This window comes from Ruegeria sp. BB5, assembly GCF_056539405.1.
The window spans coordinates 683,479-696,517 of sequence record NZ_JBQFUX010000001.1; the positions used below are offsets into that span (position 1 = coordinate 683,479).

Genomic DNA, 13,039 nt, shown 5'->3' on the forward strand with positions numbered 1-13,039 from the left:
TAATCGACGCGGGCGCGTCGTTTTTTGCCTATTCGGCCTTTTTGATTTCCGCCCGGATGTCCAGCCCGACGGTGTCCTGTACCAGATCGGCATAGCCGGACGCCCCAAAGTCGTGGCGATTGAGCGAGCCGGTCAATTGGATCGAGAGCATATCCAGGATATTTGCGGCGCTGCCGGGCGGCCGGTGAAGGTTGGCTTGTAGGGTGATTGGGCGGGTGACGCCGCGCAGGGTCAGGTCTCCGGTAATCTCTGCCCCGCGCGAAATTCGACCGCCTTCGCCAAGCTGCACCTTGGTTGACGTAAAGTGAATGGTTGGAAAGTTCTCAACGTCCAGCACCCCGGCGCTCAGCATTGCGGTTCGGGCAAAGGGCAATCTGGTGCGGGCATCAGCCGCGTTCAGGGTCACGCTGACGCGGCTGTTGATCAGATTGCTCAGGTCGATCTGAATATCCGCCGACTGGATTGGCATGGTACCGGATTGTGCAAGGCCCGACAGATCAAAGGTAAAGTCGACGGATGTGCCCTGTGACACCAGCTCGTATTGAGTAAGCGCAGCTTGGGCTGGACGTGCCATGGGCAAGGCGGCCAACCCGGCCAGAACGATGCGCCGGGACAGCAGGCTCATGCCAACGCCCCGTGCCCGCGAGGGCGCGAGCGGTGCAGCAGCACCAGCAAGATGGCGATGTTCAACCCGTTCCAAAGAAGGCCGTTGACGAAGGCCAACTGATAGCTTCCCGTCACGTCGTATATCCACCCGGACATCCAGCCGCCCAAAGCCATACCCATGATGGTCATCATCAGGACGAATCCCACCCGTGCGCCGGCCTCTTTCGGGGGCATGTATTCGCGCACCACTAAGGCATAGCTGGGCACGATCCCACCTTGCGCCAGCCCGAACAGCATACTGATGACATAAAGCGAGATCATCCCGTCATAGGGCAGGAATAGAAACAGGGCGATGCATTGCAGGGTAGAACCGATAAGCAAGGTCCTGATCCCACCCAACTTGTCGGCGACCAACCCCGAAACGATCCGGCTGAGGACACCACCCAACAGCATTAGTGACAACATCTCGGCCCCGACCGCAGGGCCATAGCCCAGCCCGACGCAATAGGACACGATATGAACTTGTGGCATGGACATGGCTACGCAACAGCCGATCCCGGCCAGACCCAGGATGTATTGAAGGGTGCGCGGAGGTATTCCAACGCTGCGCGTATTAATTTGAGCAGTAGCAGCTGCAGTACTGTGGGCTTCGTCCGGAACCTTACGGCCTAGTAGTAAGGAAAGAGGTATAACAACGATCAGTGTCACGATGGCCAATGTCAGATAGACTTGCTGCCACCCTTCTCGGGCCAGAATTCCGGCCAGCAGGGTGGGCCAGATGGCCCCAGACAGGTAGTTTCCGCTGGCGACCAGCGCGACGGCGATCCCGCGTCGCCGCATGAACCAATGGGAAATGTCCGCGATCAAGGGGCCAAACCCGATGGATGCGCCCAAGCCCATCAATAGATGCGCCACCGAGAGCATCAACATGTTCGGGGCCAATGTCGCCAATAGATAGCTGACTGCACTTAGCACAGAAGCCCCGATCAGCGCTTTGGTCACGCCCAGCCGATCCACCAGTTGCCCCAGCCACATATTACCAAACGCAAAGCCGATCATGGCGAGCGTGTAGGGCATCGACACTTCGGCTCTTCCGGCGTTGAACTGTACCTCGATTGCGGGCATCACCACGACCACCGCCCACATACCGGCATTCGCCACCATGGCGATGCCAAGCGTGATCAGAAGGCGAAGCCAGGAATATCGGCTGTCATGGATTGGATGGCCCATGCTGGCACGCTAGGGCGGGGGTCCGGCTTTTGCCAGTCACAAGTTGCGTGAACTGCGTGATGTGTCACACCAAAACATCTTCGGCTTCGGTCCGGGTCAGATTCAGCCCGGCGCGCGGTTTGATCTGGGTGGCGTGCCAGCTGACCGGAGGCAGGGCGCGGGCGCGGCGGCGGGTCAGGGTCCAGCGGCGGGCCTCGCCCTGATGGTTCGCGGCCATGTGCCAGCGGGTCTCGACCCCCTGCGCGCCACCGTCGCCGGGCGTCAGCAGCAGCCCTAGCGGCGCCCGCCCCATCGTGCCACCCTGTTCAGCAGCCAGATGCATGCGCCGCACCGGCGTCAGCCCCGGTGCGCCCGGCAGGTCGCCGATGATCAGCGGAATGGCCCCGCTGCGCAGCGCCTCTTCCATGCACCACAGCAGGTCTTCGGCGCGGGTGGGGCGGACGAACAGGAACCGGGCAGGATCGGCAAAGGGCATCATCCCGTCCGGGTTCAATTGGCCGGACTCCCAAGCTGGAGAAATCCACAGCACCGGCCCCTGCGCCTGGCCGGCCAACCACATGGCAAAGCTGCGCCGGGCGGGGCCGCAGGCCTCGTGCACGCGGGCCAGCTGCAGAGTGATCTGAGGGTGTAAGGTCAGCCCCGGCGCCTCACGCGCAGGTTTGCGGCCAAGAAGGTTTGTAGACATGCCCGCAGCTTAGCATGTTCTTATTTTGTTCTCAATTCGGAAATGCCGCCGCAGACCCTTTAACGAGACAGGATCAGACGGCCATCCGCGAACTGGATATTCGAAAAGCGATGCAGATAATCCATGCCCAGTAGCGATTGGCGCAAATCGCCTTCGTTGACCCAGGCCGAGACGTTGTGATCGGTGATCGGCCCCAGCTCAAGGCTATCCAGCCGAACGGGTGCGGTGCGGACCTCTCCATTTGCGGTCGAGGCGCGGCCGAGATAGTTCAGTTGGTCAGGGTCAATACCAATGCGTCGGGCGTCCTGATCGCTCAGCACGATCTGGCTGGCACCGGTGTCGACAAGAAAGGTTATCGGCTCTCCATTAACCACAACGGGCAGGTAATAATGGCCGTCACGTGCCCGAGGCACCGCGATCGTTTCGCCAGTGACAGTCATCTGCGGGGCAGGGCCAACGGTTGATCGGATGTCTTCCCACAGTCCGACAACGGCAATGGCACCGACGAAAATGAACACCCAGGCCATCGCCTGTTGCATGGTCTTGTTCAGAGACTGACGGTTCTGCGAGACGAACCACGCCACCACCGCCGCACCAAGCACGGCCAGATATACCAAACGTCCAATGCTGTCGCCGTCCATGCCGTACCCCTTACCACGCTCACTTTAATCTATATGGGGATTTACGACGCAAAACCAAAGGCTTTAAGCCCGTCCAAAATAAACTGAACCGACAACGCCGCCAGCAGCATGCCCAGCAGCCGGGTCAACACATTCAGCCCGGTTTTGCCCAATACACGTGCCACCGCCCCAGATGTCAGATACATCACAAAGACCATTGCCAACACGACCAGCATTACTCCGACGACCACGGCCAAGCCCTGAATACCGGGCTGCTGACCTGCCAGCAGGATCATTGTCGCAATCGAGCCGGGGCCAGCGATCAGTGGAATACCCAGCGGAAATACCGATGGATCCGGATGTTCCTCTTCCTCGGCACTGTTTTCCCGACGTTTGGTGCGGCGTTCAAACAGCATGTCGAGCGCGGTCAGAAACAACAGAACGCCCCCCGCGACGCGAAACGCTTCCATCGAGATGCCTACAAACCCCAGAAGGGCCTCACCGAAGGCAGCGAAGGCGGCCAAAATCACACCTGCTGTCAGACAGGCCCGGATCGCGATTGAGCGACGGGTGTGCCAGTCCATGCCCTGGGTCAACGCCACAAAGATAGGCGTTTGGGCCGGCGGGTCGAGGACCACGAAAAGCGTCGTGAACGCGGTGATAAGGAATGCGCTGTCTATCATGCTGCTGTTTCTGCCTGTTCAAGTCGTTCGGCGGCTGCCACCCACAAAGTCTCGGCCTTTTTCATGGCTTCAACCACTTCGGCAAATTTCCGGTTCCAGGTTTCCAGATCGTTGATGCGGTCGTCTTCGTACAATGCTGGATCTGCTAGTTTTGCGGACAGTTTCTCATGCATGTCCGTCAACTTTTCAATCCGGTCCTCGCATTTGCGCAGATCGGCGCGCAGGGCCTGCATCGTATCACGCGAAGGGCGTTTGGGTTTCGCTTCCTTGGGTTTCTCTTTGACCGGTTTGTCACGGGCCAGCAGCATGGCGCGATAAGCCTCAAGGTCTCCGTCAAAGGGTTTGACCGTTCCGTCCGAGACCAGCCACAGCCGGTCAGCAACCAGTGACAGTAGATGCATATCGTGGCTGACCAGAACGACTGCGCCGGAGTATTCAGTCAGCGCCTCGACCAGCGCCTCGCGGCTTTCGATATCCAGGTGGTTGGTCGGTTCGTCCAGGATTAGCATATGAGGCGCGTCGATGGTTGCGATCAGCAACGACAAGCGGGCCTTTTGACCGCCCGAAAGGCGCCCAACCAGCGTTTCCGCCTGATCCGCGTTCAGCCCGAACCCGGCCAGACGTGATCGCCACTTGCCCGGTGCCTCATCTGGGCGCAGACGGCGCAGGTGGTCCAGCGGTGTTTCGTCCACGTGCAGCTCATCCACCTGATGCTGTGCGAAATACCCGATGCGGAGTTTGTTGCTGCGGGTCATCTTCCCCGCCATCAGGGGCAGGCGGTCGGATAGCAGCTTGGATAGCGTCGATTTACCCTGACCGTTTTTACCTAACAACGCGATGCGGTCGTCCTGATCAATGCGCAAGTTCAGACGGCGCAGCACTTCGGTTTCGCCATAGCCAGTCACACCGCCTTCGATCTGGATGATCGGGGGGGATAGTTCCTCGGGCTCAGGGAATGAAAACGCCCGCAAAGCGGCCTCTTGTGGGGTCGAGACCAGCTGGATGCGTTCGATCATCTTCAGGCGCGACTGGGCCTGAACGGCTTTCGATGCTTTGTACCGAAACCTGTCCACGAAGCTCTGCAGGTGAGCGATGCGGGCCTTGGCCTTGGCGTTCTCAGATTCCGCCTGGGCCAGTCGCTCCGCCCGGCGTTCAGCGAATTTGTCATAAGGCACCGCGTAGTAGGTCAGTTTGCGGTCTTCCAGATGCAGGATCGAGCCCACCGCACGGTTCAGCAACCCGCGGTCGTGGCTGATGATGATCACCGTATGCGGATATTTCGCCAGATAGCTTTCCAGCCACAGTGCGCCTTCGAGGTCCAGATAGTTGGTCGGTTCGTCTAGCAGCAATAGGTCGGGCTGCGAAAACAACACCGCCGCCAGTGCCACACGCATCCGCCAACCGCCCGAGAAATCGGAACAGGGGCGCAATTGATCTCCGTCGTCGAATCCCAGACCCTTGAGGATCGAGGCCGCGCGGGATTCGGCAGACCACGCGTCGATATCCGCCAGCCGGGTTTGAATCTCGGCAATGCGTGCGGGGTCTTCGGCGCTGTCGGCCTCGGCCATTAGGGCGCTGCGTTCGGTGTCGGCGGCCAGTACCGTGTTGATCAGCGACACGTCGGACGAGGGGACCTCTTGCGCCACGCCGCCGATCCGTGCGCGTTTCGGCAACACGATATTGCCCGATTCCAGCGCCAGCTCGCCCCGGATCAAGCGGAACAGAGTGGTCTTGCCAGTGCCGTTACGCCCCACCAGACCAACCTTGTGGCCATCGGGAATGGTGGCGCTGGCACCGTCAAACAGGGGGCGGCCTTCGACCGCATAGGTGATGTCTTCGATCCGTAACATGGGCCGCTCATAACAGAGCATGTCAGACGCCGCCAGCGGGTTGGCATGTTCATCGGTCAGCCTATGTGCTAGCGCTGGTCCGGTTGGATTTTGACGGTTTTAACATGCGCTCGGCTTCTTCGCCTCCCTCTCTAGTCACTTTGGTGTTCGCCACGGCGATTTCCGTGTTGACGTTGAATATGTTCCTGCCGTCGCTGGCCCGAATGGCCGGGGATTTTCAGGTCGACTATGCATTGGTGAACCTGTCGGTGGCCGGATATCTGGCGGTGTCTGCAGTATTGCAACTGATCATGGGGCCGCTGTCCGACCGATTTGGTCGCAGGCCCGTTTTGCTGATCTGTATGTCGGTCTTTGTTGTGGCCTCGGTTGGTTGCGTTTTGGCTGAATCAATCTGGGCCTTTCTGGGCTTTCGTCTGTTGCAGGCGGCTGTGGTTGCCGGGCCTGTGCTGTCGAGCGCCGCAATCCGGGACATGTACCCGCCGAACGAGGCCGCCAGCAAACTGGGCTATGTGGCCATGGCGATGGCGCTGGCCCCGATGCTTGGGCCAATGCTAGGCGGTGCGCTGGACGGCCTGTTCGGCTGGCGGGCAGGCTTTGTTCTGTACTCGGCGCTGGGAGCGGGGATGCTGCTGTTGTTGTGGGTCGATATGGGTGAGACCAATACCAACCGTTCTTCAACCTTCGCGGCGCAGTTGCGTGAATACCCCCACCTTTTTCGTGCTCGCCGGTTCTGGGGTTATGCCTTGTGTGCGTCCTTTTCGATCGGTGGGTTCTACAGTTTCATCACCGGAGCTCCATTGGTGGCGGCGGCATGGTTCGATCTAAGCCCCGCGATGTTGGGATTGGGGATCGGCATCATCACCGGTGGCTTCATGGTGGGGAATTTCATCACGGGTCGGATCGCCGCCAGAACACCACTGACAACCATGATCCTGATCGGACGCATCGTCGCGTCGACTGGGCCACTTTTGGGTCTTCTGCTGTTTCTTGCGGATCTGGGCTCGGTCTGGGTGTTTTTCGGGTCTGCCATTTTTGTTGGCTTTGGCAACGGATTGACCAACGCCAATGCCTCGGCCGGTCTGATGTCTGTCCGGCCCAAACTGGCAGGCAGCGCCGCTGGCTTGTCAGGTGCGATGATCGTGGCGCTTGGGGCGGTACTGACCTCGCTGACCGGGTTATGGGTCAGCCCCGACAACGGGCCGTTTCTGGTTTTGGGTATGATGTGGGCCTGCAGCTCTGCCGGACTGTTGGCCGTGGTTTATGTGCGCTGGGTTGACCGTCAGGACCCACTGCCCGAGCCGATCTGAGCCGCTGCGCATCATAGTCCTTTTCATATCAGACAGACCGTGCTACGCGGCGCGCGATGGATTTCGGCGCGACCCCGCGCCTTATGTTAAGGAGAGGCCGACATGGCACTGGAACGCACATTCTCGATCATCAAACCTGATGCAACCCGCCGCAACCTGACTGGCAAGATCAACGCCAAGTTCGAAGAAGCCGGCCTGCGCATCGTTGCGCAAAAGCGCATCCACATGACCAAAGCTCAGGCTGGCAAGTTCTATGACGTGCATGCCGAGCGTCCGTTCTATGACGAACTGTGCGAATTCATGTCGTCGGCTCCGGTTGTTGTTCAGGTTCTGGAAGGCGAAGGCGCCATTGCAAAGAACCGCGAAGTCATGGGCGCAACCAACCCTGCAGACGCAGCCCCCGGCACCATCCGCGCCGAGTTTGCTGAATCGGTTGGTGAAAACTCGGTCCACGGTTCGGACGCTCCGGAAACTGCAGCGGTTGAAATCGCTTACTTCTTCTCGGGCATCGAACTGGTCGGCTAAGCCGCCGTCAGATCGGATTCTTGAGCCGCTCCCGTTTACGGGTGCGGCTCTTTTTTTTCGGCTTGAGGTCGTCGGCAGACACCCGCACACCGATTGCATCCAGATCCGAGATCATCTGGGTTTCAGGCATCGCGGTGACGCTGGCCTTAATGGCATCGAACCGCTGCCGCAGGGCCTTTTTCTCATCGCCCTTGCAATCGTTCCACGGGCGGCCCTGCAACCCCATGACCAGCACGTAATAGCCGATGAAATGCGGCTTGGTTCCTGTCTGCAAAAGCCGGGAATAGGCTTTATCGGGACCTAATTCGCGCAATTCCTGTGCCGAATGAATACCTGCACGGGCGCAGGCTTGTTCGTAAGCCGGGCCGAGGTTGCGGATTGAGGAGATAGGGTCGGACATGCGCTACTTTTAGCGGGGTGTTTAGGGGCTGTCGACCTGACGCACGGTCAGTAAGACATCAAGCTTGCCAGACGGAATAGTATGCGATTTCATGGCACCATGCTGTCATGAGGGTGCCGATGTTCAAGAACCGGGAGACCGCTAAGAGACACGGCAAGAACCCGCGCTGGCAGTTCGATGGCACGGCACTACGAAGCCTTGATGCCTTGAAAACGAGGCGCGGGTGATGGGGCGGAAACGCAGGGTGTTCGTCCTTTCAGGCAAGTTCGACCAGGACGAATTCTCAGGATTAGTTAAGGGGTTGACGATCGCGATTGAACCGCCTTCCGCTGCCCGCTCCTTTGACCTGCTAGACAGCCATGATCAGTCGCTACGGGCCAAAGGCCGGTTATTGATCGAAACAGGCGGCTCGTTGCAGCTGCTGAACGACAGGGACTTTTTGATTCAGGATGGCGGCGGCACAGGCATGTTCGTACAGGACTTGCCGGATGGACCTGTCCGCGCGGCGTTGAAAGATTTCCCAAAGTTGCGCGCGCTTATGTGTATCGGCTCTGGCACCATCAAAGGCAGCACTTTTGCCGTATTGGACGATCTGCAAAAAACACAAGTTCGCGGCCGCGCCCTGACTTTGGGCACACACCACGGGCAGGTGACGATCCTGACCGTTCAACCCCTGCGCGGGTATAAACGCCCCTTTCAAAAGGTCAGTTTGGCGTTAGGGGAATTGGCGGCTGGCGCGTCAGGTGCAGAGGTGGTCATGCAAGGCCTTTTTGCAGATTTCCCTGCCTACAATGCCAAACCCGATATCGAGTTGGGCAAACAGGAACCTTCGATCGAAGTGGCGGTGGATATCATCCGCACCTATCTGGAGGTCGCGCGCCGGAATGAGGCAGGGATCGTCGCGGATATAGACACGGAATTTTTGCATGATTATCGCGTCTCGCTCAGGCGCGTGCGGTCCGTGCTGAGCCTGTTCAAAGGCGTGTTTTCGCCAGATCAGACAAGCGCACTAAAACGCGAATTCTCGGACCTGATGGCGTCTACGGGGCGGGTGCGGGATTTGGATGTCTATCTTTTGGAAAAAGACATTTATTTCAACCTGATACCGCCTAACCTTCATCTCGGTATCGAGGCGATGTTCGCGAAGTTTGAACAAGAGCGTAACCGCGAACTTGCTGTGCTGAGTCGGCGTTTGCGCAGTGCCGCCTATGGCAGACAGATGAAGCAACTTCTAGCATTGTTTGCTGATACTAAACGGTTGGAACCCGGACCCAACGCCGAGCTCAGAGCTTATGACTATGCCCGTTCGTTGATCTGGAAACGCTACCGAAAAGTATGCAAGCTTGCCCGTGGGATTACCCCAAAAACTCCAGACGAGGCGGTGCATGAACTGCGGATAGACTGCAAGAAGCTGCGCTATCTGATGGAGTTCTTTGCGCCTTTGTTCGACAAGAGTGATATCAAAACGCTCATTAAGCCATTGAAAAAAATGCAAGATAATTTGGGTTTGTTCAATGACTATTCGGTGCAACAAGAGGCGCTGCTTAATTTTGTTTCCACTCAAAGTGATGCCCGAAATCGGACAAGTGCGCCGCTTGCCATGGCCGTCGGAGGGTTGATCGCCGTACTCGATCAGCGCCAAAAAGCTGAGCGCGACCACGTGATTGCCAATTTTCGGCATTTCGATAGCCCCGAGACTCAGAACCTGTTCCGAGCCCTGTTTCGCCAAAAGGAGGATTGACTGGTGAAGATCATTGCCTGCTACAGCAACAAGGGCGGTGTGGGTAAAACCGCAACCTCGGTAAACCTAGCCTATGCCTATGCGCAAGCAGGGTACACCGTGTTGTTGTGCGACCTTGATCCGCAGGGTGCGGCGGGGTTCTATTTTCGGGTAAAACCTTCAAAAAAGCTGACCGACGCGCGGTTTTTCGAGGATGTTTCCCGGTTCACCAAATCTATCAAGGCCAGTGATTTCGAAGGGCTGGACGTGTTGCCAGCGAACTTGACCTTTCGCGACTTTGACGTGTTCCTATCGCGTATGCGAAACAAGCGATCCCGGTTGAAAAAGGCTCTGGCCGCCGCCGGCAGTGACTACGACGTGATCATTCTGGATTGCCCCCCGAATTTTTCGACCCTGTCCGAGAACGTTTTTAAGGCGGCGGATCAGATCGTGGTGCCGGTCATTCCGACCACTTTGTCCGAGCGAACGCTTGCGCAGTTGGTGGCCTTCTTTGACCAACAGAAGCTGCCCAAGAAAAAGATTAGGGCGTTCTTTTCGATGGTGCAGCGGCGCAAAACCTTGCATCTGGAAACGATGGAGAAGATGCGTAAACAGCATAAAAAACGGTTCCTGCAAACCGAAATACCTTTTGCCGCCGATATTGAACGTATGGGCCAAAACCGCGCCCCGGTCAGTATCTTTGCTGGTCGCAGTGACGCCAGCTCTGCCTATCAGTCGTTGTTCGATGAATTGGAAAACGGAGTGATTTCAAGCAAATGAGCATGGAAATTGAACGCAAGTTTTTGGTCGCGGACCTGCCGGACCTCAGCGGCGCAGAGAAAGCTATCGTGCGGCAGGGATATTTGACAGCGCCCGACGATTCCACCGAACTGCGCCTGCGTCAAAAGAATGACCGGTTCTTCCTAACCCTCAAAGGTGGCGGTTCGATGGTGCGGGTCGAGCGTGAGGCTGAAATTTCGGCCGAGCAATTCGAAACATTCTGGCCGGAAACAGATGGGCGCCGGGTGGAAAAGGAACGTTTCACAGGCCAGTTGTCCGACGGGCGCACGTTCGAGTTGGACGTGTTTCAGGGCGATCTGGCCCCTCTGCAATTGGTCGAGGTGGAATTTGAGACCGAAGCCGAGGCTATGGCCTACACTCCGCCGGATTGGTTCGGTGAGGATGTTACCGCTGATAAACGCTATAAAAACAAGAAAATGGCAATCAACGGCGTGCCCACTTAGGGTTTGCGCGCCAATTTGATTTTCGCTTCAAGCCCCGGATTGCAATTACTGGCTTCAAACGCGCCGCCATGCATGTGGGAAATCGCAGCGACAAGGGCCAGGCCCAGACCGGCATTCCGCTCGGTTCGGGCCGGGTCCAGTGTGACAAACGGCATTTGCAGGCGCGGCAGGTCTTCTTGCGGAACGCCGGGACCACGATCGCGAACGCTCAGATTTGAATAGGCACCATCTTCGGACAGGTGGATCGTGACAGTGGTGTCCTGCGGCGCATAGCGCATCGCGTTTTCCAGCAGGTTCGACAGGGCCTGGGACAACAGCGGGCGATGCCCCGGTATTGGCGCTGCTGTGCCCGTGACCTCAAGCTGGATACCCTGATCGACTGCCACGGGATCGTAAAGCTCCACTACATCCGCCACCAGTTGCTGCAGATCGACCGGTTCGAATTGTTCCCGACCAACGCCAGCTTCGGCGCGTGAGATTTCGGTCAGTTGCCCCAATACTCGCAACACATGGTCGATTTCCACACTGGCCCGCGCGATATCAATCTCGCGCTCTTGATCCGTTTTCGAAGGGTCAGACAGCGTTTCAACTCGTTGCTTCAACCGCGACAGGGGCGAGCGCAGATCGTGGGCGATTGAGTTTGACGTTGTACGTAGATTGCTAACCAGTTCCTCAATCCGGTCCAACATGGTGTTGAGCGTCCCGGATACCTGATCGAATTCGTCCCCAGTGCCGCGCAGGGGCATGCGCCGGGTTAGGTCGCCCGATACGATGTTCTCTGCCGTGTTGGCGATATCGGACAAGCGAGAAAAGACCAGGCGGGTGAATAGCCAACCGGTGAGTACACTCAGCGCCAGGGCAATTGCCAGCGCGATGCCGACCGACCGCAGCAAAACCCGGTCGAATTGCTGCCGCGCCAGTGCGTCGCGTCCTACCAGCAGGCGTTCACCGCCGGGCAGGCGAACCGAGGCGGCCGAGACGGGCACCAATTCATCATTTTCGGCCCGGCGCAGTTCCAGATCGACCCAGCCGCTTCCGGCTGCGATATTCTCGGGCCATTGTTTAAGGTTGCCAGCCAGATTGACGCCAAAGCGATCGGTCAGAAGATACAACGCATCGCGGTCTGCGGCGGTTGGAAGACGCCGCTCAATCGCCCGCATCAACCCGATCAGGCCTCGGCGTTCGTATTCATCCGCCAACCCTGTCAGCTCTGCCGACACGACCGAACGTGTCTCGCTTTCAATGCTGCGGTTCGCCGTTACATAGACCAACGCCAGCACGGTCGCGGTCAGCAAGGTACTGAGGACCATGCTGGCCAGTACGAGGCGTGTGCGTGAATTGTTAAAGGAAAGTCGCAGGTTATCCATCAGATATCATGTAACCGGCGCCCCGGACGGTTTCAATCAACGGCGGCTCGCCGCCTTCGTCCAGTTGACGCCGCAGTTTCGAGATATGGACATCGACCACATTGGTATTGGGGTCGAAGTGATAGTCCCAAACCCCCTCAAGCAGCATGGTGCGCGATACCACGCGGTTCTTCCGGCGCAGGAAAAACTCGAGGATCTGAAACTCACGCGGGGTGAGGGTGATCTCGCGCCCGTTGCGGGTGACCTTGCGGGTCAGCAGGTCCATCTCAAGGTCGCGGCAATTCAGGGTCGGGCTTTCCTCGGCCTCTTGCGGTCGGCGCAGAAGGGCCTCGATCCGGGCGTGCAATTCCTGGAACGAGAACGGTTTGACCAGATAGTCATCCGCACCGGCACGCAGCCCTTTGACACGTTCATCAACGGCGCTCATAGCGGTTAGCATCAGAACCGGCGTTTTAACGCCCGCCGCACGCATCGATTTGATCAGCGACAGGCCATCCAAACCCGGCAACATGCGGTCCAGAACGACCGCGTCAAATCCGCCGTCGGTGGCATGATACAAACCTTCACGGCCGTCCTCGGCCTGCTCGATGACATAACCTTCTTCGCCAAATCCCTTGGCGATGAACTCTCGTGTGTCTTCATCATCTTCGACGATCAGCAAGCGACGGCTCATGATGCGAGTTCCTTTCTACCGGGATTTAAACACAATTTTTGGGCAAAGCACATGGGTTGGCTAATCAATCTGCCGGGTGCGGTGTATCGCACCCGGCAGTCCCGGCGGTTTGCGGACAATTCAAACCAC

Annotated in this window: 14 protein-coding genes; 5 read left to right on the forward strand and 9 right to left on the reverse strand. The window is 58.2% G+C overall.

Annotation, left to right across the window (positions count from 1 at the left end):
- Window positions 1–28: 28 nt before the first annotated feature.
- The 6 genes from ACR0DL_RS03385 to ACR0DL_RS03410 form a co-directional block, all read right to left on the reverse strand.
- Window positions 29–625, reverse strand: coding sequence for a YceI family protein (locus ACR0DL_RS03385; RefSeq protein WP_480687575.1), 597 nt, complete (start codon window positions 623–625; stop codon window positions 29–31).
- A complete protein-coding gene (locus ACR0DL_RS03390) occupies window positions 622–1,836 on the reverse strand; it encodes an MFS transporter (protein WP_480687577.1) in 1,215 nt (404 codons plus the stop codon). Before ACR0DL_RS03390 ends, ACR0DL_RS03385 begins: the two co-directional genes overlap by 4 nt.
- Window positions 1,837–1,900: 64 nt before the next feature.
- Complete coding sequence (locus tag ACR0DL_RS03395) at window positions 1,901–2,521, reverse strand: ImuA family protein (RefSeq protein WP_170348447.1); 621 nt, start codon at window positions 2,519–2,521, stop codon at window positions 1,901–1,903.
- A 59-nt stretch (window positions 2,522–2,580) separates the two neighbouring features.
- Window positions 2,581–3,162 carry a retropepsin-like aspartic protease family protein gene (locus ACR0DL_RS03400; RefSeq protein WP_170348448.1) on the reverse strand — a complete coding sequence of 194 codons (582 nt, stop codon included), beginning with the start codon at window positions 3,160–3,162 and terminating at the stop codon, window positions 2,581–2,583.
- A gap of 41 nt (window positions 3,163–3,203) precedes the next feature.
- On the reverse strand, window positions 3,204–3,824 hold the full coding sequence (locus tag ACR0DL_RS03405) for a MarC family protein (protein ID WP_170348449.1): 621 nt from the start codon (window positions 3,822–3,824) through the stop codon (window positions 3,204–3,206).
- Window positions 3,821–5,674 (reverse strand): ABC-F family ATP-binding cassette domain-containing protein, encoded by a 1,854-nt coding sequence (locus ACR0DL_RS03410; protein WP_480687579.1) that lies wholly within the window; start codon window positions 5,672–5,674, stop codon window positions 3,821–3,823. Before ACR0DL_RS03410 ends, ACR0DL_RS03405 begins: the two co-directional genes overlap by 4 nt.
- 104 nt (window positions 5,675–5,778) lie before the next feature.
- Between ACR0DL_RS03410 and ACR0DL_RS03415 the strand changes: the two genes are divergently transcribed.
- Window positions 5,779–6,981: a multidrug effflux MFS transporter gene (locus tag ACR0DL_RS03415; protein ID WP_480688466.1), complete on the forward strand. Its 1,203-nt coding sequence runs from the start codon at window positions 5,779–5,781 to the stop codon at window positions 6,979–6,981.
- A gap of 102 nt (window positions 6,982–7,083) precedes the next feature.
- Window positions 7,084–7,506 carry a nucleoside-diphosphate kinase gene (gene ndk / locus ACR0DL_RS03420; RefSeq protein ID WP_008757405.1) on the forward strand — a complete coding sequence of 141 codons (423 nt, stop codon included), beginning with the start codon at window positions 7,084–7,086 and terminating at the stop codon, window positions 7,504–7,506.
- Between the two features lie 7 nt (window positions 7,507–7,513).
- Here ndk and ACR0DL_RS03425 read toward each other — a convergent pair whose 3' ends face one another.
- Window positions 7,514–7,906: a TfoX/Sxy family protein gene (locus ACR0DL_RS03425; protein WP_170374966.1), complete on the reverse strand. Its 393-nt coding sequence runs from the start codon at window positions 7,904–7,906 to the stop codon at window positions 7,514–7,516.
- 244 nt (window positions 7,907–8,150) lie between these two features.
- Here ACR0DL_RS03425 and ACR0DL_RS03430 point away from each other — a divergent pair, with 244 nt between their 5' ends.
- The 3 genes from ACR0DL_RS03430 to ACR0DL_RS03440 are packed head-to-tail and all read left to right on the forward strand — an operon-like array spanning window position 8,151 to window position 10,870.
- Complete coding sequence (locus ACR0DL_RS03430; protein ID WP_480687581.1) at window positions 8,151–9,647, forward strand: CHAD domain-containing protein; 1,497 nt, start codon at window positions 8,151–8,153, stop codon at window positions 9,645–9,647.
- A 3-nt stretch (window positions 9,648–9,650) separates the two neighbouring features.
- Window positions 9,651–10,406 carry a ParA family protein gene (locus ACR0DL_RS03435; protein ID WP_480687583.1) on the forward strand — a complete coding sequence of 252 codons (756 nt, stop codon included), beginning with the start codon at window positions 9,651–9,653 and terminating at the stop codon, window positions 10,404–10,406.
- Complete coding sequence (locus tag ACR0DL_RS03440) at window positions 10,403–10,870, forward strand: CYTH domain-containing protein (RefSeq protein WP_480687585.1); 468 nt, start codon at window positions 10,403–10,405, stop codon at window positions 10,868–10,870. The genes ACR0DL_RS03435 and ACR0DL_RS03440 overlap by 4 nt, the downstream gene beginning before the upstream one ends.
- On the opposite strand, the gene ACR0DL_RS03445 is transcribed toward ACR0DL_RS03440, so the two are convergent.
- Window positions 10,867–12,237 (reverse strand): sensor histidine kinase, encoded by a 1,371-nt coding sequence (locus tag ACR0DL_RS03445; RefSeq protein ID WP_170358095.1) that lies wholly within the window; start codon window positions 12,235–12,237, stop codon window positions 10,867–10,869. The genes ACR0DL_RS03440 and ACR0DL_RS03445 overlap by 4 nt on opposite strands.
- Window positions 12,230–12,910: a response regulator transcription factor gene (locus ACR0DL_RS03450; protein WP_170348457.1), complete on the reverse strand. Its 681-nt coding sequence runs from the start codon at window positions 12,908–12,910 to the stop codon at window positions 12,230–12,232. The genes ACR0DL_RS03445 and ACR0DL_RS03450 overlap by 8 nt, the downstream gene beginning before the upstream one ends.
- Window positions 12,911–13,039: the final 129 nt, after the last annotated feature.